Origin of the sequence: Aldersonia kunmingensis (assembly GCF_001646865.1) — a bacterium.
GTDB lineage: Bacteria > Actinomycetota > Actinomycetes > Mycobacteriales > Mycobacteriaceae > Aldersonia > Aldersonia kunmingensis.
Map to the genome: position 1 here is coordinate 18,783 of NZ_LRRB01000104.1, position 23,484 is coordinate 42,266.

The window sequence follows — 23,484 nt, forward strand, 5'->3', positions numbered from 1 at the left end:
TTCAGCGGGCCTGCGGCAGCTTGTGTGCACCACGCTTGGGCGCGTGCGCCGACGGTGGCGGCACCATCGGCCCGATGTCCCCATCCGGCGCTTCGTCGAGGTCCACCATCACCGGCGCATGGTCGCTCGGGCCGGTCCCCTTGCGCGCCTGGCGATCGATCCACGCCGCGCGTACCCGCTCCGCGACCGGGGCACCTGCGAGAACGAGATCGATCCGCATTCCGAGGTCCTTGTGGAACATCCCGGCGCGGTAGTCCCAGTAACTGAACACCCGCTCGTCGGGCCAGCGATCCCGCACGACATCGCGGAGGCCGAGGTCGTGCAGCGCAGCGAGCGCCGCCCGCTCGGGCGGGGTGACATGGGTCTGCCCGATGTAAGCATCGGGATCGAACACGTCGGCATCGGTAGGAGCGATGTTCATGTCGCCGCACACCAGCACCTCGTCCGGCCCTGACTCGACATCCGCGCGCAGCTTGTCCAGCCACTCGAGCTTGTACCGGTAATGGTCGGAATCGGGCTCGCGGCCGTTCGGCACGTACAGCGAGTGCACCCGAACGCCGCCGCACGTCGCCGACACCGCACGCGCCTCGAGATGGGGAAAGCCCGGCGCGCCAGGGAGTCCGCTGACGACATCGGTCAGACCGACCCGCGACAGGAGTGCGACGCCGTTCCACTGTGTTTCGCCATTCGCCGCGTACTCGTATCCGCGCTCGGCTAGCTGGTCGGCGAGCAGTTCGGCGAAGGCCTCGTTGCCGAGCTTGGTTTCCTGCAGACAGACGACGTCCGGGGCGCGCTCATCGAGCCAGGGCAGCAGGCGAGGAAGCCGCTGCTTGACGGAGTTCACATTCCAGGTCGCGACCCGCATGGTGTCCACGCTAGTGGGCACCCACGAATCGGTCAGCTTCGCCGTGGACGCTGCGCCGCGAGCCGCACCGGCGCGTTGTCGACCCCGTAGCCGTCGTATCCGTCGAAGCGCTGCACGAACTCGAAGAACACCGAACCGACCGTGCGGGTGTAGAAGTGCACGAAATGTCCGCCGTCCCGGCCCGGCCCCCGGTCGTAGAGCAGGCTGAGGTCGCGGAGTTCGGCGACAAGGGTTTCGTCGAGGCCGAACCGCCCGCGCAGATAGTCGTAGTAGTTGTCGGGGACGGCGAGGAATTCGAGTCCGGCTCCGCGCGCCGCGCGCGCGAGTCCGATCACGTCACTGCAGCCGAACGCGACGTGCTGTGGCAACTGCGCGGCGTCGATAGCCTGCGGAGCGACGTTGAGCGGCATACGCACTGCACCGTCGTCCGTCCGCACCACCTGGCTCCGGATAAGGCCGGTCGGCCCGGGCAACTGACCGGGAGCGTCCGCCGAGAGGCCGAAAATGCCGGCGAGAAACAGCACCGCGTCGTCGGCGGTCTGCCACGGCTGCGACAGGTTCACGTGGTCGATCCGATGCACGGCGCCCGGCGCCTCGGTCAGGCCATCGCGGAACTCGCCGACCCACGCCGGGACACCGTCGGGTGGATCGGTGACCCAGAAGAACTCGGTGCCATCGGGTGCGATCGCGGCGCCGAAGGGTTGTTCGGAGGCGTAGGTCCGCCGGTAGGCGACGGGCGCCATGAGTTCGGCGGCGCGGCGCGAGGTCGCGTCGGCGTCGGGCACCTGGAGTCCGATTGCGGCGACGTGCGGCAGTTGGTCGCGCGCCTGCTGTTCGTTGAGCACCACACGCGCCGCCCCGGCGGTCCACAACGACACCGGCTTGCTGCGATGCCTGCCGCGCGGGGTGAAGCCAAGCTGGCCCAGCAGCACCTCGACCTCGCTCGTGTCCTCGGCCTTGATCTCGACGAAGTCGAAGCCGACCGGCGGCTTCGCGTCCGTGATCGGGATGAGGTGCAGCGCGTCCTGCAGCCACAGCAACGAGCGCAGCGCGTGCACTGCGGTGGGACCGGGGTCGGTTTGCCGGAAGGTGTCGTTGAATACCTCGAGCGACAACGGGCCGTCGTAACCGGCGGCGAGCACATGCCGGACAAAGCCGGCGAGATCGAACGCGCCCTCACCTGGGAACTTGCGATGGTGCCGACTCCACGACAGCACGTCCATGCTCAACGGCTGGGCGTCGGCGAGTTGCAGGAAGAAGATCTTGTGGGCAGGAATCTGCTCGATCGCCGCTGGGTCGTGGCCACGGGAAAGGACATGGAAACTGTCCAGGCATACGCCGACGGCCGGATGGTCGGCCAGTTCCGCTATCCGCCACGCGCGCCGGTAGTCGTCGACGAAACGACCCCAGGCCAATGCCTCGTAGGCGATGCGGATCCCAAACTCCTGCGCCAGGTCACCGATCCGACGCAACTGATCGGCCGACACCTCATCCGAGTCGACGGTCGCCGTGGCGACATTGCTGCACACCAGGACCAGGTCGATACCGAGCCGCTGTGCGGTACGAAAGGTCGCGCCGGCGCGGCGGAGGTTGTCGGCAAAGGTCTCCTCGTCGACGCCTTCGAGATCGCGCAGCGGCTGATAGAGGTAAAGCTCGAGGCCGAGCCGGCCGGCGAGTGCACGGACCTCCTCCGGCGAGTGGTCGCTCGCTATGAGATCGGGCTCGAAGATCTCCACTCCATCGAACCCAGCCGCCGCGCATGCGTGCAGCTTCTCGACGAGTGATCCGGACAGCGACACGGTCGCGATCGAGGTCTGCATCACTCGAATGTACCAATTAGTTAATTAGCGAACAAGGGTGGCGCGACCGGAACTGCGGGCGAGCGCAGTAAGCTCATCCGCCGTGGCCGCAAAGCCGAAAGCCGAACTCCTGCGCGACGCCGAGCGCACCCGCGCCGAGTTGCTGGCGATCGCTACCGAGGTGTTCGCCGAGTCCGGCTACTCCGGCGCCCGGGTGGACGAGATCGCCGAGCGCACCCGCACCACTAAGCGGATGATCTACTACTACTTCGGCGGCAAAGAGGGCCTCTACCTGGCCGTTCTCGAGAATGCATATCGCGGCATCCGTGAGGCCGAGCAGAAGCTGAAGGTCGATCATCGCGATCCCGTCGAGGCCATCCGGCGTCTCGCCGAGGTCACCTTCGACCATCACATCGCCCACGACGAGTTCATCCGGCTGGTCTCGATCGAGAACATCCACCGCGGCGAGTTCATCCGGAAGCTCGCCGACCTGCCGGAACTGTCGGCGCCGGCCACCTCGCTGCTCGACGAGATCCTGCGCGACGGTCGTGATGCCGGGGTGTTCCGTGAAGACGTGGTCGCCCTCGATGTCCACCTCGTGATCAGCTCGTATTGCGTGTTCCAGGTAGCGAACCAGTTCACCTTCGGATACCTCTTCGACGTCGACCTGACCGAGACGTCTCAGCGCGCCCACCTGCGCAGAATGCTCGGCGACATGGTCGTCGGCTGGCTAACCAACCGGGCCTGAATCCCGGCGCCTCGCGCCGAACCGGTCAATCGACCGAGATCTCGATCACACTTTTGCCTTGACGCGGCGTGGCGCACGGTGCTGTACTGCTTTCTGAACGTACTAGTTCGTACATTACGGAGAGTGGCTCATGAACCAGCGCCCCACCGGCTACGTCGTCGGATTGATCGGCACCGGCGTCGGCCCGTCACTGACCCCGGCCCTGCACATGGCCGAGGGTCGGGCCCACGGTCTGGACTACGTCTACCGGACCCTCGACCTCGACGCCCTGAACGTAGCCCCCACCCGCGTCGGCGAGATCCTCGACTGGGCGCGCACTCTCGGCTACAACGCCGTGAACGTCACCCACCCGTGCAAGCAGATCGTGCTGCCGCATCTGGACCGGATCGATCCTGTCGCCGCCGCGATCGGCGCCGTCAACACCGTGCTCTTCACCGCCGACGGTCTGGTCGGCCACAACACCGACACCACCGGCTTCGCCAGCGGATTCGTCGAAGGCCTGCCCGACGCCGCACTCGATCACGTCGTACTGGTCGGTGCCGGCGGCGCGGGCACCGCCGTCGCCGACGCACTCCTGCGACTCGGCGCCGGGCACCTCACCGTCGTCGACGTCGACATCGACAAAGCCACCGCACTCGTCGCCGGACTGGCGCAGCGCCACCCGCTCGCCCACATCGACGCCTCATCGTTCGACAAGCTGTCGGTGCTGCTCCCCGCCGCCGACGGCGTCGTCCACGCGACACCGATGGGCATGGCCGAACACCCCGGCATCGCCTTCGATCCCGCTCTCCTGCACCCGCACCTGTGGGTCGCCGACATCGTTTACCGTCCGCTCGACACCGCGCTGCTCCAGGCCGCGCGAGCAGCAGGATGCCGGACCCTCGACGGCGGTCATATGGCCGTCTATCAGGCCGTCGATGCATTCGCTCTGATCACCGGCATCACCCCGGACGCGGCTCGCATGTCGCGTCACTTCCGCCGACTCGTCGCAAACCCTTCCTGAACTCCGCCGCAGCCAGCAGAATTCATACCCAGGAGCCCCGATATGAGCACTGTTTCCCGACCACACCCGCAGGCGCCTCCGCAGCGAACGCCACGACGGGCGGCGCTGGCCAGCTTCATGGGCAGCGCGGTGGAGTACTACGACTTCTTCCTCTTCGGCGCTGCCGCGGCGCTGATCTTCCCGCACGTGTTCTTCCCCTCCGACGATGACGCGGCTCTGGTCATGTCGTTCGCGACATTCGGGTTCGCCTATATCGCCCGACCGGTCGGTGCAGTCATCCTCGGTCACTTCGGTGACCGCGTCGGACGCCAACGGGTGCTGATGTTCACCCTCGTGCTGATGGGTATCTCGACCTTCATGGTCGGCTGCCTGCCCAGCTACGACAGGATCGGCTGGCTGGCTCCCGTGCTGCTGGTGCTGTGCCGATTGATGCAGGGCCTGTCCGCGGCCGGCGAACAGGCCGGCGCGAGTTCGCTGACCCTCGAACACTCCCCCGACGATCAACGTTCCTTCTTCACCTCATGGACGTTGACCGGAACCCAGGGCGGTTTGATCCTGGCCTCGCTCATCATGATCCCGTTCATGGCGCTGCCCGATGAGGCCAAGTACAGCTGGGGCTGGCGCGTGCCGTTCTGGCTGTCCGCCGCTGTTGTGGTCGTCGCCTACTTCATTCGCCGTCAGCTGCACGAGACCCCGGAATTCACCCAGGCCAAGGAAGCCGGCGAGATCGCGAAGATGCCGCTCGTACCGCTGCTGCGTGACCATTGGCGGGACGTGCTTCGCGTGATCCTCTGCGCGTTCATCGCCGTCGTCTCAACGGTTTTCGCCAACCTCGCCCTCGCCTACGGCAAGAAGGTCGGTCTCGACGCGGACCTGACACTGTGGCTCGTGGTTGTGGCGAATATCGGTGCCCTACTCACTCAGCCGTTCTTCGGCAAGCTCGCCGACAAGATCGGCCGCAAGCCGGTCTTCATCTACGGCGCGCTGTCCTCGGCGGCACTGATGCCGTTCTACATGATCTCCATGAGCCAGGGGAATCACCTGATCACGTTCGCCCTCGCCGTCGCCACCTTCTCGTGCGGCTACGCAGCGGCCAACGCGGTGTGGCCCTCGTTCTACGGCGAGATGTTCTCCACCCGGGTCCGCTTCTCCGGCATGGCAATCGGCACCCAGCTCGGCTTCCTGATGGCTGGTTTCGCACCGTCGATCGTCACCGCGCTCGGCGGCGTCCGGGAAGGCGGCTGGACCGTCATCAGCCTCTTCACCGCCGTCATCTGCCTCATTGCCGCGGCCGCCGCGCTGACCGCGCGAGAGACCAAGGACGTGCCCACCGCACAGCTCGGCCTGCGCAAAGACGCCGTCGCCCCAAAAGAGCTTGTCCTCCAGTAGGACCGGTCCCCTCGGATTCCAGATTCCCGGAGCAGTGATATGACCCGCACCATCAACACCAACCCGGACAGCGCGTCGGCCAGCCAGGCCGATCTGAACGCCGAGATCGAGGCGATCGAGGCCGGCTACCAGCAAGCTGGGATTGAAGAGACCCAGCCGCGCCTCGACTACCCTCCGTACCGCAGCAGCCTCCTGCGCCATCCCACCAAGGACCTGCACCACGCGGACCCGGAGACACTCGAACTCTGGACACCCGTGTTCGGCGCGCGCGACGTGCACAAGCTGGAATCGGATCTCACGATTCAGCACAATGGCGAGCCGATCGGCGAGCGCGCGGTGGTAACCGGACGCATCGTCGACGGCGAGGGACATCCGATCCGCGGCCAGCTCGTCGAGATCTGGCAAGCCAATGCCGCTGGCCGCTACGTGCACCAGCGCGATCAGCACCCGGCGCCGCTAGACCCCAATTTCACCGGTGTCGGACGCTGCCTGACCGACGACGACGGCTGGTACCGCTTCACGACCATCAAGCCGGGACCGTACCCGTGGAAGAACCATCGCAACGCGTGGCGACCGGCGCATATCCACTTCTCGCTGTTCGGAACCGAATTCACTCAGCGGATGATCACGCAGATGTACTTCCCCGGCGATCCACTGTTCGCGCTGGACCCGATCTACCAGTCGATCACCGATCAGAAGGCCCGCGACCGGCTCGTCGCGAGCTACGACCACGACGTGACCACCCACGAATGGTGCACGGGCTACCGTTGGGACATCGTGCTCACCGGATCGAATCGCACCGTCTTCGAAAACGCTGAGGGAGAGGCGCGATGAGTCTCATGATTGCCACCCCGGGACAGACGATCGGCCCGTTCTACGGTTACGCCCTCCCCTTCGAACGCGGCGACGAACTCGTTCCGCCGCAGTCGCCCGGTTCGATTCGCTTCCACGGCACCGTGACCGACGGCGACGGCAAGCCCGTGCCTGATGCGATGCTGGAGATCTGGCAGGCCGACGCCGACGGTGAGATTTCCCGGTCACCCGGATCGCTGCATCGCGACGGTTGGACATTCACCGGCTTCGGCCGCGCATCCACCGACGACGCCGGTCATTTCAGCTTCACCACGGTCCAACCGGGCCCTACCGAGCCCGGCAAGGCGCCGTTCATCATGGTCACCGTTTTCGGCCGCGGACTGCTCAACCGGCTGTTCACCCGCGCGTACGTGCCGGGCGATGGTGTGGCGAATGATCCTCTACTGCAGTCTCTTCCGGAGGAGCGCCGCAACACCCTCATCGCGGAACGCGACGAGCAGGGTCTGCGGTTCGATATCCGACTGCAGGGCGAGGACGAGACGGTGTTCCTGCGCTACCCCGGGCACGAATGAGCGATCTGTTGTGGCCGGGAGACCACCGCGCCGGCGCGCTGCTGAGCGACGGGGCGTATCTCGACGCGCTGGTAGCGGTTGAGAACGCGTGGCTCGCAGTGCTTGTCGACTCCGCCGTGGCACCTACCGCCGCGACAGCCGATCTGACCGGTCTGGTCGGCGCGGAAGACGTCGCTGCGCTTGCCGAAGGGGCTGAGCAGGATGGCAACCCGGTCTCGGGCCTCGTGGCGCTCCTGCGCGATCGGGCCGGCGATGAGCCCGCGAGGTGGCTCCACCGAGGCCTCACCAGCCAGGACGTCGTCGACACCGCCCTCCTGCTGTGCTTGCGCGACGCGCTGGATGTCGTGGCCGCCCGGCTCGTCACGCAGGTCCAGGCATTGCTCGGCTTGATCGAAAAGCACCGGGACGCACCGATACTCGCGCACACGCTGACGCAGCCGGCGTTGCCGACCACAGCAGGTCGCAAGTTCTCGGTGTGGTTGCAGAGCATCCTCGACGCTGCCGACGCGCTCGAGGCGGTGGTCCCGCTGCCGGTTCAGGTGGGCGGTGCTGCGGGAACGTTGGCCGCCGGTACCGAACTGAGTGGTTCTGCGGCCGCAGCGGTCTCGCTGGCCGACGCGTTGGCCGACCGCCTCGGATTGGCTCGTGCGCATCCGTGGCACACGAGCCGAGCAGCTGTGACGCGCATCGGGGATGCACTCGTCACGTGCACGGACGCCTGGGGCCACGTCGCCAACGACATCTCGGTGGGTGCTCGCGCGGAGATCGGCGAGTTCGCCGAAGGGTCCGGTGGCAGCTCATCGACCATGCCGCACAAGAACAATCCCGTCCTCACCGTGTTGCTGCGCCGGGCGGCACTCGCCGCGCCCGGCCTCGGTGCCACGCTGCATGCCGCGTCCGCGGCGAGCCTCGATGAGCGCACCGACGGCGGATGGCATGCCGAGTGGGCAACGCTGCGAACGCTGGCACGGCGGACCGTCGTCGCCGCGGACCAGGCCGCAGATCTGCTCGCGAACCTGCGCTTCGATACCGCACGCGCCGCAGCGAATCTTGAAGCGGCACACGGGATTTTGGCGGAGCAGCAGACGATGGCCGGGTTGACCGGCAGGCCACCCACGGCGTCGTACCTCGGTGCCACCGACCTCCTTGTCGAAACCGCCGTCGAACGCGGCCGGAACTATCTGAAGGGGAGCTCGTGAGTTACGACGAAGGCATGGCGGTACGCCGCGAAGTGCTCGGTGACGCGCACGTCGACCGCGCCATCGCCAATACCACCGACTTCACCGCCGACTTCCAGGACTTCATCACCCGCTACGCGTGGGGCGAGATCTGGACCCGGCCCGGCCTGGACCGCAAATCCCGCTCGATGATCACCCTGACGGCCTTGATCGCTCGCGGCCATCACGAGGAATTGGCCATGCACGTGCGCGCGGCCCGGCGGAACGGGCTGACTGCCGACGAGATCAAGGAAGTGATCCTGCAGTCGGCGATCTACTGCGGTGTGCCGGATGCGAACTCCGCGTTCCGGATTGCCGCGGAAGTGTTGGCAGCGGAATAGCAAAACCGGGTGCCCACGTCAGTGGGCACCCGGTTTGACGTATCGGTTAGCCGGCGCTCTGGTAGTTCTCGTCCCGGTACGCCGGGATCGCCTGAGTCTGGGCGTCGTCGCCGCCGTAGTCCGGCTTCTCGTCGTAGTCGCCGTAGTCGTGGTTGTACTCGTCGGCGTGGTCGAGGCTGTCCTGGATCGCGGCCTGAGCTTCCGGCGGGAGGGTGTGCATGATCTCGCGGACCCGCTCACGGCGACGTCCGACGGCCTGGCGCTCCGGCATGCCCGGGGTGGCCCGGATCTGCGGGATGATCGTGGTGACCTCTTCGGCCGAGCCGTCGTGATGACCGGCGTCGACCATGGCCTGCTCCTGGGCCATCTGGGTCTCGTCCTTCTCCTCGGACATTCCGATGGGACCCAGCCGGCGACCGTTGATGAACTGCTTGACGACCGGCTCGTCGCTGGTCAGCAGCACTTCACGAGGACCGAACATCACCAGCGATCGGCGGAAAAGCATGCCGATGTTGTCCGGCACGGTGCGCGCGAGCGAAATGTTGTGCGTCACGATCAGAATCGTCGCATCGATCTGGGCATTGATATCGATCAACAGCTGAGACAGGTACGCGGTACGCACCGGGTCCAGACCCGAGTCCGGCTCGTCAACCAGGATGATCTGCGGATCGAGCACGAGGGCGCGGGCCAGGCCGGCGCGCTTGCGCATACCGCCGGAGATCTCACCCGGCAGCTTGTTCTCCGCGCCGATCAGACCGGTGAGATCCAGCTTCTCCATGACGACCTTGCGGATCTCGGACTCGGACTTCTTGGTGTGCTCCCGCAGCGGGAACGCCACGTTGTCGTAGAGATCCATCGAGCCGAACAGCGCGCCGTCCTGGAACAGCACACCGAACAGCTTGCGGATCTCGTAGAGCTCCTTGTGCGAGCAGGTCGTAATGTCCGTGCCGTCGATCAGGATCGAGCCCTCTTCGGGGCGAAGCAGACCGATCAACGACTTGAGGAAGACGGACTTACCCGTACCGGACGGGCCAAGCAGCGCGGACACCTCACCGGACGGCAATGTCAGGGACACGTCCTGCCAGATCGTCTGCGACCCGAATCGCTTCGTTACGTGATGGGTGCTGACTTCGACGCCCACGCTTGTCCTCCCCAAATCGATCCGGCAAGCATCACCCGCCGTAGGTTGTGGCTTGGGTCACCATACCTGACAGAATGTTTTCTGAGTCTCTCGAGATAGAGATAGTTCCGAGACGTTGGGCAAACGTCGCCGAACTGCCGCGCTGGATGGTTGCCCGGATAGGTTTCTGCTCAAACGACTGCGCAGCGCCGGCATTGCCGACGCTGCGCACGAGAAAAGCCTGTACACGCTGGAACATGTGTAGCCAAAAGTTGTCTGCGAAGGATCAGAGCAGGCGAACGCCGCCACCCCAGAACACGGCCGAAGCACCAGGGCCGCAGTCCTGGACGAAGCGACGATTCTCGTGGGCCGCAATGACGTCACCGAAGTTCAGTGTGACGCCGTTGCTGCACTTCACCGCCATGGCCAACGCAGCGGCGTTATCCGACGGGTTATCGCAATTGAGCACCGCGAGGGATCCCTCAGAAGCGTGTGCACACGTGGGCACGGCGAAATCTGGGAAGCTCAGGTCTCCGAATCCGGGGAACGTAGCTGGACCCGCCTGAGCCTGAGTGGCGAATCCGATCATCGAACCCATCGCTGCCGCGATACCCAGCGCGGCCATGCCTGCACGAAGCTTCAACGGTATATCCCCCCCGTTTCTCGGAATGTCTAAATGAGCGTTTGCCACAGGTTGGCTGGCACAGAGTACATGTGCAGATAACGGGGGTGATACACGAACGGCCACAACCTGATCGGTTGTGGCCGTGGTGTTGCAGTTTGTCGAACTGCTGTGGTGGGCGAAGGGGGACTTGAACCCCCACGTCCCGAAGGACACTGGCACCTGAAGCCAGCGCGTCTGCCATTCCGCCACTCGCCCGAGCAACGAACCGGAACACTATCACGCTAGTCCGCGAGAACTGAAAACGGTCGTCCCACCTCACGTAACGTGCGCTGACCTGCGGCGGGCCACGGTGACCCAGCGCACCGTTCCACTGTTACCCATGAGGCAATTGCTCGATATCATGACGGGTACGTCCGGCATGTGCCGACACGCTGACTGCTGAGCAAAATGCGGTCGGCGAAAGTCGTCGAAAGGAGGCAGCGATGGGAATCGTCTCGCGGTTCGAACGCAGGCTCCAGAGCGCTGTCGGCGATGCGTTCGCCCGGGTTTTCGGTGGCAGTGTGATGCCTCAGGAAGTGGAGAGCGCACTCGAGCGGGAGGCCGCAGATCAGGTGCGAGACCTCGACGGCGGTCATCGCCTCGCGCCGAATAGCTATGTCATCTCGATCAACACATCGGATCACGAACGCCTTGCGGCCGATCACGACCTGGCGGTCCGCACATTTTCACGGCATCTTGATGGCTACATCCGTGAGCAAGGGTGGCAGACATATGGAGACGTGCACGTCGAGTTCGAGCCGTCGCCTAATCTGCACACCGGTCAGTTCCGCACGCGCGGGCGCGTCGATCCAGACGTTGGTCCGAACGTTGCGAACCGGCCACCACGAGGTCCGGATCGCCGTCCGAACCCCCCTCAACCAGGAGCAGGTCCCATGACGCAGAACCCCGGCCACGGTCCCGGCAGTTCCGCCGGTGAACCGGGCGACGAGTCCCGTGCCTACGTGCCGGCGGATGTCGGCGCACAGCGCAACGGCTCCTTCCGGGCGAACGAAGGCGGTGCCTTCCGGGCGTATGGCGGCTTTGCCGGTGGAGCGGCGCAGCAGCACCCGAGCAGCTACGAGGTCCCCGGCGATCGACCGCAGGAGCGGGAGCAGGCGCCGCAGCCCGAGGCCGACCGCCCACGCCTGCCGCAGCGCGAGCCGGGCACGAACCGCGGCCCGGATCGTGGTCTCTCCGCGGGCGATTCGATTGATCCCCGCCCCGCCGCAGGCGGAACGGTCGATCCCGGTCCGGCGGCCGGTGGCTCCGCGGGCTACGGCCAGGCCGATCGGGCCTACTCCGATGGCGGGCACGCCGGCGATCCGTACGCCCAGCGGGGTGGCCAGCCCCAACAGCCCGCGTACGAAAGTGAGCCGTACCGCGAGCAGGGTTACCAGGCCTACGATCGCGGCGGCTACGGGCAGCAGTCGCACGCGCAAGACTCGCCCGCCCCTTGGGAGACGCCGGAGGCACCCGCCTACCAGGAGCGGTACCCGAATGAGCCGCACCAGGACCAGCGCTACGCGCCCGGGTACGCGGATCACGGTTACAGCGACCACGGCTACCCGGACCACGAGCCGCCGGCCGACGAGGGCTACCGCGATCGCGGACACACGCCCGAGCCCTCCTACCAGGATCCGCGCTACGACGGCTCCTACTCGCCGCCCGCCCAGCCGGGTGCCGGTTACGGCGGCGAGTCGTACGCGCAGCAGCCGGGGTACGCCTACCCCGGGTACAACGCCGGGTACGGTCGCGGCGACTACGGCTACAACAACCAGCAGGGTGGTTACGACCAGCAGGGCGGCTACCAGGCCGGATACACGGCAACCCTGCAACTCGACGACGGCAGCGGGCGCACATACCAGCTACGCGAAGGCAGCAACGTGATCGGACGTGGCCAGGAGGCGCACTTCCGGCTTCCCGACACGGGAGTTTCGCGGCGGCACTTCGAGATTCGCTGGGATGGTCAGGTCGCGATGCTCGGCGACCTCGGCTCGACCAACGGCACTTCGGTGAACGGCGCGACCGTGCAGGACTGGCAGCTCGCCGACGGCGACGTCGTTCGGGCCGGTCATTCCGACATCATCGTCCGGATCGCCTGATCCACGCCGTAGTCGTCGCCGCGGCATGCGGTTACCACGCAAGACGACGTTTGATCGGATTGTCGCGGGACCGCACCGCCGCGGCGCCCACAACTTGTCGTGATCGCAATCCCTCAGACCCTATGATGCTGCCAGCACGATCCCGCTCGGATGCGTGCTCGGAAGCCGTCGATGTCGGGGTCGACGCGGGAGGAGGTGTATCCCTGTGCAGGGTCTGATTTTGCAGCTCACACGGGCGGGGTTCCTGATCCTCCTCTGGTTGTTCGTCTGGGCCGTGCTGCGCACGCTGCGCAGCGACATCTACGCAGCGTCCGGTATGCGCGTGCCCGTACGCTCATCGCGCAGCGCAACGGTGTGGTCATCGTTCAACCGCCAGAAGGACGCCCGGTATCTCGTGGTCACGCAAGGGTCGCTGGCCGGCACCCGTATTTCGCTCGGTACCCAGCCAGTGCTCATCGGACGGGCAGACGATTCGACGCTCGTCCTCACCGACGATTACGCCTCCACTCGGCACGCGCGGCTATCGTTGCGCGGCTCCGACTGGTATGTAGAGGATCTCGGTTCCACCAACGGCACATATCTCGATCGTGCCAAGGTGACCACCGCTGTCCGCGTTCCGCTCGGCACCCCAGTGCGCGTCGGAAAGACTGTGATCGAGCTTCGGTCGTGAGCACGTACGCCCCGAGCTCGGTCCGCATTGCATACCGGAAGGACCACGCAGGGTGACTCTCGTCCTCCGGTACGCAGCGCGTAGCGATCGCGGTCTCGTTCGTGCCAACAACGAAGACTCGGTCTATGCCGGTGCACGCCTCCTCGCGCTCGCCGACGGAATGGGCGGCCACGCGGCGGGCGAGGTCGCCTCGCAGCTGATGATCGCCGCGCTCGCGCACCTCGATGACGACGAGCCCGGCGACGATCTGCTCGGCAAGCTCGAGACCTCGGTGTACGACGGCAACGCCGCCATCGCCGAACACGTCGAGGCCGAACCCGAGCTCGACGGCATGGGCACGACGCTCACCGCCATTCTCTTCGCCGGCCGCAAGCTCGGCCTCGTGCACATCGGCGACTCGCGCGCCTACATGATGCGCGACGACGTGCTCACCCAGATCACGCGTGACGACACCTTCGTTCAGTCCCTGGTCGACGAGGGCCGGATCACGCCCGAGCAGGCTCACTCACATCCGCAGCGATCGCTGATCATGCGCGCGCTGACCGGTAACGAGGTCGACCCGACGCTGACGATGCGCGAGGCCCGCGCAGGTGACCGCTACCTGCTGTGCTCCGACGGCCTCTCCGATGTCGTGAGCGACGAGACGATCGCGAATGCGCTGAGCGAGGGTGGGCAGGACGAGTGCGCGGACCGCCTCATCGAGCTGGCACTGCGCAGCGGCGGCCCGGACAACGTCACGGTCGTCGTCGCCGATGTCATCGACCTCGACTACGGGCAGAGCCACCCGATCGTCGCGGGTGCCGCGTCCGGCGAGGACCAAGAGCCCGGACCCGCTCCGAACACGGCCGCCGGTCGCGCCGCAGCGCTGCGGCCACCGCCGCCGCCAGCGCCAAAGCGGGTGGTGGCCGAACCGGAACCCGAGGAGGGCAAGAGCCACCGCCTGCGCTGGTTGCTCATTTCCGCCGGGATCATCCTCCTGCTCGCAATCGGCGCGGGCGTCGGGACGAAACTGGTCCGCGCCAACTACTACGTCGGCGACGACGTCAACCGGGTCGTTGTGATGCGCGGTATCCCGAGCTCGATCTTCGGCTACTCGCTGCAAGAGGTGAGCCTCGTCGGCTGCGTGAGCGATCAGGGTGAACTCACCCTCGTCGCTCCGCATGCACGACCCACCGCCTGCCGTGTTCTGACCGTCGACGATCTCCAGCCGACGGCCCGCGAGCAAGTGATGTCCGGGCTGCCGTCCGGCTCGCTCGCCGAGGCGCGCGCGCAGATGGCCCACCTGGTCAAGGGCGAGTTGCTGCCGACCTGCCCGCCTGAACCCACGACCACCCCTCCTCCTCCCCCGCCGGCCCCCCCGGTGCCGCCAGGTGAGCCGGGACCGCCGCCCGTCGTCCCGGCGGCCCCACTGCCGCCCGAGCAGATCCCGCTACCGACCCCCACTCCGACACCCAGCCTGATTCCCGGCCAGAACTGCAGGGAAGCGAACTGATGGCGGAACCGCAATCTCCGTCGACCGGGTCGATCCCCAGTCCACCGAGTGGCTTCGCACCAGCTCCGCGCCCGTCCAACCGGCGCAACGCGGAGCTTCTGCTACTCGGGTTCGCGGTGCTCATCACGACGCTGTCGCTCGTGCTGGTCGAGGCAAGTCAGGAGCAGGCACTGACCCTGGACCTGGTGAAGTACGCCGCGGCCTACGCGGGGATGTTCGCGGTCGCCCATCTGGCCGTGCGTCGCTTCGCGCCCTTCGCCGATCCGCTGCTTCTGCCGATCGTGGCGCTGCTCAACGGGCTCGGCCTCGTGCTGATCCATCGCCTCGACCTTGCAGAGGCACAGAACGCCCGGTTCAACGCGTTGCCGATTCCGTCGCCTGATGCCAACCAGCAGGTGCTCTGGACCGCGCTCGCGCTGATCGGGTTCCTCGCGGTCCTGATCCTGCTGACCGACTACCGACTGCTCGCGCGCTACGGCTACACCCTCGGCCTCACCGGGCTCGTTCTGCTGGCCATTCCGGCGCTCCTGCCCGGCACCTTGTCCGAGACGAACGGCGCGAAGATCTGGATCAGGTTGCCCGGCTTCAGCGTCCAGCCCGGCGAGTTCGCGAAGATTCTCCTGATCATCTTTTTCGCCTCGGTCCTCGTCTCGCAGCGCGAGTTGTTCACCACCGCCGGCAGACATGTGCTCGGCATGGACTTCCCGCGTGCCCGCGACCTCGGCCCGATCCTCGTTGCCTGGGTCGTCTCGGTCGGTGTGCTGGTGTTCGAGAAGGACCTCGGCACGTCGCTGCTGATCTTCGGCACCGTGCTGGTGATGCTTTACATCGCGACCGAACGCGTCGGTTGGCTCATCATCGGCGGCGGCTTGCTCGCACTTGGATTCGTCTTCGCCTACCAGGCGTTCGGACACGTGCAGATTCGCGTCGATACCTGGCTGCACCCGTTCGATGACTACAACAACACCGGGTATCAGATCTCGCAGTCGCTATTCGGCCTCGCCACGGGCGGGCTGGCGGGCACCGGGCTCGGCGGCGGCAGGCCGGGGCAAGTGCCCTTCGCCAAGACCGACTTCATCGTCGCCACGATCGGTGAGGAACTGGGGCTGATCGGGCTGGCTGCGGTACTCATGCTCTACGCGGTGTTCATCGTCCGCGGCCTGCGCACCGCCCTCGCCGTGCGCGACAGCTTCGGCAAGCTGCTCGCCGCCGGCCTTGCGTTCACCATCGCGATCCAGCTGTTCGTCGTCGTCGGCGGCGTCACCAAGCTGATCCCGCTCACCGGGCTGACCACGCCGTTCATCTCCTATGGCGGCTCGTCGCTGCTCGCGAACTACATCCTGCTCGCGCTGCTGATCAAGATCTCCGACGCAGCCCGAGCACCTGCACCCGCGAAGAAGAAGGCACCCGGACCGATCGCTGACGCGCCAACAGAAATGTTGAGGCGCACATGAGGCGATTCTTCGACCACGCCGCACCGGCGCTCCTCCGTCAGGGCTACGCCTCATGAACACTCCGCTTCGCCGTGTCGCCATCGCCGTCATGGTCATGATCGTCGCGCTACTCGCCAATGCCACCTACGTCCAGGTCATCAACGCGGACGACCTGCGCGCCGACCCGCGGAACTCGCGCGTGCTGCTGGACGAGTACGCGCGCCAGCGCGGCCAGATCTCCGCGGGTGGTCAGATCCTGGCGGTGTCGGTGCCGACCGACGACCGCTACAAGTACCTGCGCACCTACCCGGTCAACCCGTCGGCGCCGAGCAGCCCGCTCGCGTATGCCCCGGCGACCGGCTTCTACTCGCTCCTGTACGGCAGCACAGGCCTCGAGCGCGCCGCCGACCCGGTGCTGAACGGGTCGGACAACCGCCTGTTCGGCCGCCGGTTCTTCGATCTGTTTGCGGGGCGCGACCCGCGCGGCGGCAATGTCGTCACCACGCTGAACCCGGCGATGCAGCAGGTCGCCTACGACCAGCTGACCGCGAAGGGTTACACCGGCTCGGTGGTCGCGATCGAGCCGAGTACGGGCAATATCCTCGCGATGGTGTCGACCCCGAGCTACGACCCGAACCTGCTGTCGAGCCACGACGGCGCGACGACGACGGCAGCCTGGGACGAGCTCAGCAGCGACCCGAACATGCCGCTGCTCAACCGTGCGATTTCGCAGACCTACCCGCCCGGATCGACGTTCAAGGTGGTCGTGACGGCGGCCGCGCTGTCCTCGGGTCGCAATCCGGAGGAACAGCTGACCGCCGCGCCGAACATCACGCTGCCCAACACGTCGACCACGCTGGAGAACTACAACGGGACGCCGTGCGGCCCGGCTCCGACAGCGTCGCTGCGCGAGGCCTTCGCACGATCGTGCAACACCGCGTTCGTCGAGCTCGGGATCAAGACCGGCGCCTCCACGCTGAGCGAGCAGGCCCTCGGCTTCGGCATCGGCGCCTCGCCGAGCAACATCCCGCTTCCGGTTGCGGGCAGCACCGTCGGTTCGATCTCGGACGACGCGGCGCTCGGCCAGTCCAGCATCGGCCAGCGCGACGTCGCGCTGACTCCACTGCAGAACGCTGTGGTCGCCGCGACAGTCGCCAACGGCGGTACCCGGATGGAGCCACACCTGGTGTCGCAGCTGCAGAGCCCGGACCTCACCGCGCTGGCTACCACCCAGCCGGTAGCCGTCGGGCAGGCGATTCGCCCCGAGGTCGCCTCGACCCTGACCGATCTCATGATCGGCTCGGAGAACAACACCGGCGGCGGTGGCAAGATCCCCGGAGTCCAGATCGCGTCCAAGACCGGCACCGCCGAGCACGGGGCGAATCCGCGCAACACCCCGCCGCACGCGTGGTACATCGCCTTCGCGCCGGCGCAGAACCCCAAGATCGCGTTAGCGGTTCTCGTCGAGAATGGCGGCGACCGGGCACTGGCAGCAACCGGCGGCTCGGTGGCCGCCCCAATCGGGCGCGCGGTCATCGCAGCCGGATTGGCCGGGTGAGATGGACACCACGACCCAGGTAACGAAACGAACGCGGCCACCGTGGACGATGGCACTACAAAATCCGCCACTACGATGCAAGACCCGGCGGACCGAAGCAATACCGATCCCAGCAGTACCGGACACGAGCGATCGAGAGGCGGAGCAGTGCTGAACAACGGCGCGGTGATCGCCGATCGCTATCGGCTGCAGCGATTGATCGCTACCGGCGGCATGGGGCAGGTGTGGGAAGCGACCGACAACCGGCTCGACCGTCGAGTTGCGATCAAGGTGCTCAAGACCGAGTTCTCCAGCGACCCAACCTTCCGTGAGCGGTTCCGGTCCGAGGCGCGCACCACCGCGCAGCTGAACCATCCCGGCATCGCGGGCGTCTACGACTACGGCGAGACACGCGATGCGGCCGGTGCCGAAACCGCCTATCTGGTAATGGAACTCGTGCGCGGCGAGCCGTTGAACTCGGTGCTCGGCCGGGTCGGGCGACTCTCCATTCCGCACGCCCTCGACATGCTCGAGCAGACCGGCCGCGCGCTCGCGGTGGCGCATACCGCGGGTGTCGTGCACCGCGACGTGAAGCCGGGCAACATCCTCATCACGCCCACCGGCCAGGTGAAGATCACCGACTTCGGTATCGCCAAGGCCGTCGACTCCTCGCCCGTCACCCAGACCGGCATGGTGATGGGCACTGCCCAGTACATCGCGCCGGAACAGGCGATGGGCCAGGAAGCGACCTCGGCCAGCGATATCTACTCGCTCGGGGTGGTCGGCTACGAGGCGCTCGCCGGACAGCGGCCGTTCATCGGTGACGGCCCGGTGACGGTCGCGATGAAGCACGTGCGCGAGGCACCGGCGCCGATGCCCGCCGACATCCCGGCCAATATCCGGCAGCTGATCGAGATCACCCTCACCAAGGACCCGACCACCCGCTACGGCGACGGGACAGAGTTCGCCGATGCCGTCGCAGCCGTCGCGGCCGGACACAATCCGCCGCTTCCCGGCGGAACGTCGTCGCGGGTCCTGCCGCCGGTCGCGGCCGGCAGCACCGCCCTGCTCACCTCGCAGACGGGCCAGTACGGCCAGGAGCCGGCCGAGTACGACGACGACAGTGGTGGCTTCACCCCGACCCAGAAGCTCCTTGCCTGGACCGCGGGTGGACTGTTGCTCGCTGCCCTGCTCGTAGGGGTCTTCCTGCTACTCGACAACGGCGGCAGTGAACCGATCGCGCCGACCACCACCGTCGTCGAACCTCCGCCGCTCCCGCCGCCGACGACCACCCGCGAAGTCACCACCGAGCCGGAGCCGACGACGACCACCGAAGAAACGACGACGGAACCGACCACCACGGAACCGACGACGACGGAACCGACCACCACGGAACCGACGACGACGGAACCGACCACCACCACAACCACGCGCGGGTTGTTCCCGAACTTTCCTCCACCGAGGATTCCGGGTGCGTTCGGCGGCGACGAGCCGACGGACGAGCCCACAACCACGACGACGCAGCGCCGCCGTCTGCCCGCCACCACGACCACGACGCCACCGGCAGGGGCCCGATGACGACTCCGCGCAAGCTCTCCGCCCGCTACGAGCTGGGCGAGATTCTGGGCTTCGGCGGAATGTCGGAGGTGCACAAGGCTCGCGACCTCCGGCTCGACCGGGACGTCGCAGTCAAGGTGCTGCGTGCCGATCTCGCCCGCGACCCCACGTTCTACCTGCGGTTCCGCCGCGAGGCGCAGAACGCGGCAGCGCTGAATCACCCGGCAATCGTCGCGGTGTTCGACACCGGCGAGGCGGAGACCGAGACCGGCCCGCTGCCATTCATCGTGATGGAGTACGTCGACGGGGTCACCCTGCGCGACATGGTCCGGCAGAACGGACCGATCCCGCCGCGGCGCGCGATGGAGATCATCGCCGACGTGTGCGCCGCGCTCGACTTCAGCCATCGCAAGGGCATCGTGCACCGCGATGTGAAGCCGGCGAACATCATGCTCAACCGCGCCGGCGCGGTGAAGGTGATGGACTTCGGCATCGCCCGCGCGATCGCGGATGCGGGCAGCCCGATGACGCAGACCGCCGCGGTGATCGGCACCGCGCAGTACCTGTCGCCCGAGCAGGCGCAGGGTAGCGCTGTCGATGCCCGCTCGGATGTGTACTCGGTCGGCTGCGTGCTCTACGAGATCCTCACCGGCGAACCGCCCTTCACCGGTGACTCACCTGTAGCCGTCGTCTACCAGCACGTGCGCGAGGATCCCCGCCTGCCGTCGCTGGTCCATGACGGCGTTCCGCGCGAACTCGATTCGGTCGTGCTCAAGGCGATGAGCAAGAACCCGGCGAACCGCTATCAGACCACGGCCGAAATGCGCAGCGACCTCATCCGCGTACTCGGCGGCCAGAAGCCGAGTGCGCCGATGGTGATGACCGACGAGGACCGCTCCACCTTGCTCGGCCCGGACAACCCGCCGCCGCGCCGTGGCTACGACAACGGCGTAGAAGCGGACGGCAACGGCGAAGCGAAACCCAACCGGCGGCGGCGCTACACGGTGCTCGCCCTGCTCGTGGCCGCCATCCTGCTCGTCGGCGGCGGCTGGTTGTGGCGATCCACCGGGTCCGTCGACCAGGTGGCCGTTCCCGACCTCACAGGCGCGCCATCAGCACAGGCACAGTCGAATCTGCAGGATCTCGGGTTCCGCGTGGAGATCCAGCAGAAACCCGACAGCGACATCGAGGCGGGCCGGGTCATCGCTACGCGGCCGCTGGCCGGCTCACGCGCCGACGGGGGCAGCACCGTGATCCTCGAGGTGTCCACTGGGCCCAAGCAGGTGCAGGTGCCGAAGCTGACGGGGTTGGACCGCAACCAGGCCAAGGCGGCGCTCGAAGCCGTCGGGTTGCGGATCGACGACAACGCTGAGCGCCAACCGTCGAGCGCCGTCGACTTGGACAAGGTAATAGACCAGCGTCCGGGCGCGGGCGTGAATCTCGACATTGACAGCGCCGTCGTCATCACCCTCGGTGGCGGGCCCGAGCAGGTGCGGGTACCCAACGTCGTCGGGCAAAGCATCGACGTGGCCCAGCCCAACCTCGAGGGTGCCGGGTTCAAGGTGCTGATCCAGCCGACCATCTCCCCTCGCCCCGCTGGCGAGGTCCTGTCCACCAGTCCTGGCGGCGGTACCGAGGCCGACAAGGGCGCGACAGTGACCGTCCGGGTGTCCGACAGCGATCGGATTCGCATGCCCGACCTCACCGGGCAAACAGTTCCGCAGGCGCTCGGGACATTGCGGGCCGCCGGCTGGCAGGGTTCCGCGATAGACCTTCAGCAGCGCCCGGAGCGCACGCTGGATCCCGGACAGGTTGGCCGCATCCTGTCCCAGACGCCGTCAGCCGGTACCGACGTGGGCAAAACCGCTGCACTCATGGTGGGCGTCGGCGCACTCGGCATTCCGGGCTGAGCCAATGGTTCGCCGGTCCGGGCTGATTTCGCCGGACCGGCGAGCCGAAGTTTTCGGCCGCGCGCTGGATTCAGTAGTTCGCGAGTGCGTTCATCTCGGCTTCGAGCGAGCGAACCAGCCCATCGGCGGGCGAGGCGCCGCACACACCGAGCCAGTTCGCCAGCATCCGGTGCCCGCCCTGCGTGAGCACCGACTCCGGGTGGAACTGCACGCCGTGGATCGGTAGCTCGCGGTGCCGCATCGCCATCACGATGCCGGTCTCGGTACGCCCTGTCACCTCGAGTTCCGCGGGAATCGTCTCCGGCAGGACCGTCAGGGAGTGGTACCGCGTCGCGACAAACGGATCGGGCAGTCCGGCGAGGACGCCGACATCGTTGTGGTGCACAAGGCTCGTCTTGCCATGCAGCAGCTCCGGCGCGCGATCGACCGTGCCGCCGAAAACGGCACCGATCGCCTGGTGGCCGAGACACACGCCGAGCAGCGGCGTTTCGGTCTCCGCGCACGCCGACACCATGGCCATGCTCGACCCCGCGCGCTGCGGCGTGCCCGGCCCCGGGCTGATCAGCACGCCGTCGAAATCCTTTGCCACCGCGACGGGATCGGCGAGTTCGGGGACGTCGTTGCGCCACACCACTGCGTCCGTGCCCAGCTGGCCGAGGTACTGCACCAGGTTGAACACGAAGCTGTCGTAGTTGTCGACAACGAGAATCCGCATGGACCAAGGGTAGGCGAACGCCCTTCGCCCCCTCATAGGCCCTAACCGGGCTGTGCAAAATGCGCCGGACCCGGTGCGGGCGCAGCAGGGACGGTCACGTCATCACGCACCTCGACGGCGAAACCGAGGCCGAACTTCGCCACGTACTGCCGGAACGTGCGAATACCTGGTTCCGCGTCGAGAGTCGCAAGAAGCCGAGCCGGATCACCCACGGCGGTGAGGCGGTACGGCGGACTGTAGGTGCGGCCGTGCAGCAGCAACGTGTTGCCGATGCAGCGCGGCGCGGATGTGCCGACGATGCGTTGGTCCTGCATCCCTACCGCGGCCGCCCCGCCGGCCCACAGCGCGTTGAGCACGCTCTGCACGTCCTGCTGATGCACCACGAGATCGTCGGGCACCGCATCGGCCGGATAGCTCCCCCGCGCATCCCGGGTCGCGTCGGTCAGCGTCACGATCACCCCAGGCCCACGCTGCTCGGCGAGACCGGCCGTGACATCGAGCTCGTCGGACTGCTCGAGCAATCCGGCCACCTCGCGGTCGGACGAGGCGACGTCGCGCTGCATCTGCTGCACTCGGTCGAGCAAGGCGTCCCGCTCGTGCTCGGCGTCATCGGCATCGGTTTGCGCGGCACGAACCAGATCCGATAGCCGTCCGGAATCGCTGCTGCGCAGTTCATTTCCGTGCGAGACCGTGCGGGTAGTCGCGAACAACATCCCCGCCAGGGCGAGCACGGCGAGCACGAGCACCTTCCATGCGGTGCCGCCGGCCCTGCGCGAGGCCCGGTCGCCGGCTTCCGGAGGGGGTGTCATTGCAGCTAGGTTAGCCTTTAGAGGGACGTTGCGATGCGACCAATCTGGAGCGCGACCGCGCCGGGCACGGCGCGCGCGAACACGCCGCAGCGCCTCGAACAGCCGAAAGGGTGAAAGAAGTCATGCCGAAGTCGAAGGTCCGGAAGAAGCCGGATTACTCCTCCAATCCCGCCAGCAGGACGCCGGTCAAGGTGAAGGCCGGTCCGTCGCCGGCCTGGTACGTGGCGATCATGCTGGGCTTCATGCTCGCGGGCCTGGTGTGGCTGATCGTGTACTACCTCGCCGCCGAGAGCATCGAGTGGATCAACAATCTGGGCGCGTGGAACTTCGCGATCGGATTCGGGCTGATGGTGATCGGCCTGGTCATGACGATGCGATGGCGCTGATCGCAACCCTGGATCGCCGCGAATTACACCGCTGTCGTTTTTCCACACTGTGGACTTCTCCTGTGGATAACCGTGGCAGCGCCTGACCCGACCGCGGGTCGCGACCTGAACTGGTCAACGCCCGCGCCTGCGCTGGTGGCGGTCTTGGTCGGCGGCCTGGTGCTGCTCGTTGCGGCGGTATTTGTCGACAACGAGCCCGCAGGGCGACTGCTGATAGGGCTCGCCGCGCTCGGCCTGCTCGTGGTCGCGGCCTTCGGCTTTCTCCAGCGACCGCGCCTCGCCATCCGCCCGGGCCCACCGGCCGAGCTGATCGTGCGGCGACTGACCGGCGTGCACACGTTC

At 66.9% G+C, this 23,484-nt stretch carries 21 protein-coding genes, 1 tRNA gene and 2 pseudogenes; 17 read left to right on the plus strand and 7 right to left on the minus strand.

What is annotated here, in order from left to right:
- Position 1: 1 nt before the first annotated feature.
- Together A8G08_RS07710 and A8G08_RS07715 are read right to left on the minus strand one after the other, a co-directional pair.
- Positions 2 to 865 carry an exodeoxyribonuclease III gene (locus A8G08_RS07710; protein WP_068272392.1) on the minus strand — a complete coding sequence of 288 codons (864 nt, stop codon included), beginning with the start codon at positions 863 to 865 and terminating at the stop codon, positions 2 to 4.
- Positions 866 to 897: 32 nt separating this feature from the next.
- A complete protein-coding gene (locus tag A8G08_RS07715; protein ID WP_068272330.1) occupies positions 898 to 2,685 on the minus strand; it encodes a sugar phosphate isomerase/epimerase and 4-hydroxyphenylpyruvate domain-containing protein in 1,788 nt (595 codons plus the stop codon).
- A gap of 82 nt (positions 2,686 to 2,767) precedes the next feature.
- On the opposite strand from A8G08_RS07715, the gene A8G08_RS07720 reads away from it, so the two are divergent.
- From A8G08_RS07720 to pcaC, 7 genes are all read left to right on the plus strand, one after another.
- A complete protein-coding gene (locus A8G08_RS07720) occupies positions 2,768 to 3,412 on the plus strand; it encodes a TetR/AcrR family transcriptional regulator (protein WP_068272333.1) in 645 nt (214 codons plus the stop codon).
- A gap of 130 nt (positions 3,413 to 3,542) precedes the next feature.
- Positions 3,543 to 4,415 carry a shikimate dehydrogenase gene (locus A8G08_RS07725; protein WP_068272334.1) on the plus strand — a complete coding sequence of 291 codons (873 nt, stop codon included), beginning with the start codon at positions 3,543 to 3,545 and terminating at the stop codon, positions 4,413 to 4,415.
- Positions 4,416 to 4,457: 42 nt separating this feature from the next.
- Positions 4,458 to 5,804, plus strand: coding sequence for an MFS transporter (locus tag A8G08_RS07730; RefSeq protein ID WP_068272335.1), 1,347 nt, complete (start codon positions 4,458 to 4,460; stop codon positions 5,802 to 5,804).
- 39 nt (positions 5,805 to 5,843) lie between these two features.
- The gene (gene pcaH, locus A8G08_RS07735) at positions 5,844 to 6,638 is read left to right on the plus strand and encodes a protocatechuate 3,4-dioxygenase subunit beta (protein ID WP_068272336.1); all 795 of its coding nucleotides are present in this window, start codon (positions 5,844 to 5,846) and stop codon (positions 6,636 to 6,638) included.
- The gene (gene pcaG, locus A8G08_RS07740; protein ID WP_068272338.1) at positions 6,635 to 7,189 is read left to right on the plus strand and encodes a protocatechuate 3,4-dioxygenase subunit alpha; all 555 of its coding nucleotides are present in this window, start codon (positions 6,635 to 6,637) and stop codon (positions 7,187 to 7,189) included. The genes pcaH and pcaG overlap by 4 nt, the downstream gene beginning before the upstream one ends.
- Complete coding sequence (locus A8G08_RS07745) at positions 7,186 to 8,388, plus strand: lyase family protein (RefSeq protein WP_068272341.1); 1,203 nt, start codon at positions 7,186 to 7,188, stop codon at positions 8,386 to 8,388. The genes pcaG and A8G08_RS07745 overlap by 4 nt, the downstream gene beginning before the upstream one ends.
- A complete protein-coding gene (pcaC, locus tag A8G08_RS07750) occupies positions 8,385 to 8,747 on the plus strand; it encodes a 4-carboxymuconolactone decarboxylase (protein ID WP_281182132.1) in 363 nt (120 codons plus the stop codon). The genes A8G08_RS07745 and pcaC overlap by 4 nt, the downstream gene beginning before the upstream one ends.
- Positions 8,748 to 8,793: 46 nt before the next feature.
- Here the strand turns inward: pcaC and A8G08_RS07755 are convergent, their stop codons facing one another.
- From A8G08_RS07755 to A8G08_RS07770, 3 genes are all read right to left on the minus strand, one after another.
- Entirely contained in the window at positions 8,794 to 9,888 is a 1,095-nt protein-coding gene (locus tag A8G08_RS07755) for an ABC transporter ATP-binding protein (protein WP_068272346.1), read from the minus strand.
- Positions 9,889 to 10,153: 265 nt separating this feature from the next.
- Positions 10,154 to 10,510, minus strand: coding sequence for a hypothetical protein (locus tag A8G08_RS07765; protein ID WP_157108456.1), 357 nt, complete (start codon positions 10,508 to 10,510; stop codon positions 10,154 to 10,156).
- Between the two features lie 151 nt (positions 10,511 to 10,661).
- Positions 10,662 to 10,747, minus strand: a tRNA-Leu gene (locus tag A8G08_RS07770).
- A gap of 227 nt (positions 10,748 to 10,974) precedes the next feature.
- Between A8G08_RS07770 and A8G08_RS27955 the strand changes: the two are divergent.
- The 8 genes and pseudogenes from A8G08_RS27955 to pknB all read left to right on the plus strand — a co-directional run.
- Positions 10,975 to 11,316: pseudogene (locus A8G08_RS27955) on the plus strand (DUF3662 domain-containing protein); the annotation flags it as partial.
- A gap of 108 nt (positions 11,317 to 11,424) precedes the next feature.
- A complete protein-coding gene (locus A8G08_RS07775; protein ID WP_245672717.1) occupies positions 11,425 to 12,633 on the plus strand; it encodes an FHA domain-containing protein in 1,209 nt (402 codons plus the stop codon).
- Between the two features lie 205 nt (positions 12,634 to 12,838).
- Positions 12,839 to 13,303, plus strand: a complete 465-nt coding sequence (locus A8G08_RS07780; protein WP_068272362.1) for an FHA domain-containing protein FhaB/FipA — start codon at positions 12,839 to 12,841, stop codon at positions 13,301 to 13,303.
- 52 nt (positions 13,304 to 13,355) lie between these two features.
- Entirely contained in the window at positions 13,356 to 14,795 is a 1,440-nt protein-coding gene (locus A8G08_RS07785) for a PP2C family protein-serine/threonine phosphatase (protein ID WP_068272368.1), read from the plus strand.
- Positions 14,795 to 16,249: an FtsW/RodA/SpoVE family cell cycle protein gene (locus A8G08_RS07790; RefSeq protein ID WP_068272371.1), complete on the plus strand. Its 1,455-nt coding sequence runs from the start codon at positions 14,795 to 14,797 to the stop codon at positions 16,247 to 16,249. The genes A8G08_RS07785 and A8G08_RS07790 overlap by 1 nt, the downstream gene beginning before the upstream one ends.
- A 52-nt stretch (positions 16,250 to 16,301) precedes the next feature.
- Positions 16,302 to 17,786 carry a peptidoglycan D,D-transpeptidase FtsI family protein gene (locus A8G08_RS07795; RefSeq protein ID WP_068272372.1) on the plus strand — a complete coding sequence of 495 codons (1,485 nt, stop codon included), beginning with the start codon at positions 16,302 to 16,304 and terminating at the stop codon, positions 17,784 to 17,786.
- A gap of 147 nt (positions 17,787 to 17,933) precedes the next feature.
- Positions 17,934 to 19,343: a serine/threonine-protein kinase gene (locus A8G08_RS07800; RefSeq protein WP_245672716.1), complete on the plus strand. Its 1,410-nt coding sequence runs from the start codon at positions 17,934 to 17,936 to the stop codon at positions 19,341 to 19,343.
- Positions 19,340 to 21,232 carry a Stk1 family PASTA domain-containing Ser/Thr kinase gene (gene pknB, locus A8G08_RS07805; protein ID WP_068272374.1) on the plus strand — a complete coding sequence of 631 codons (1,893 nt, stop codon included), beginning with the start codon at positions 19,340 to 19,342 and terminating at the stop codon, positions 21,230 to 21,232. The genes A8G08_RS07800 and pknB overlap by 4 nt, the downstream gene beginning before the upstream one ends.
- Positions 21,233 to 21,302: 70 nt before the next feature.
- Here the strand turns inward: pknB and A8G08_RS07810 are convergent, their stop codons facing one another.
- A complete protein-coding gene (locus A8G08_RS07810; protein ID WP_068272377.1) occupies positions 21,303 to 21,947 on the minus strand; it encodes an aminodeoxychorismate/anthranilate synthase component II in 645 nt (214 codons plus the stop codon).
- Positions 21,948 to 21,988: 41 nt separating this feature from the next.
- Positions 21,989 to 22,756 (minus strand): DUF881 domain-containing protein, encoded by a 768-nt coding sequence (locus A8G08_RS07815; RefSeq protein WP_068272380.1) that lies wholly within the window; start codon positions 22,754 to 22,756, stop codon positions 21,989 to 21,991.
- 122 nt (positions 22,757 to 22,878) lie between these two features.
- Between A8G08_RS07815 and crgA the strand changes: the two genes are divergently transcribed.
- Entirely contained in the window at positions 22,879 to 23,142 is a 264-nt protein-coding gene (gene crgA, locus A8G08_RS07820) for a cell division protein CrgA (protein WP_068272381.1), read from the plus strand.
- Between the two features lie 72 nt (positions 23,143 to 23,214).
- Positions 23,215 to 23,484: pseudogene (locus tag A8G08_RS07825) on the plus strand (PH domain-containing protein); the annotation flags it as partial.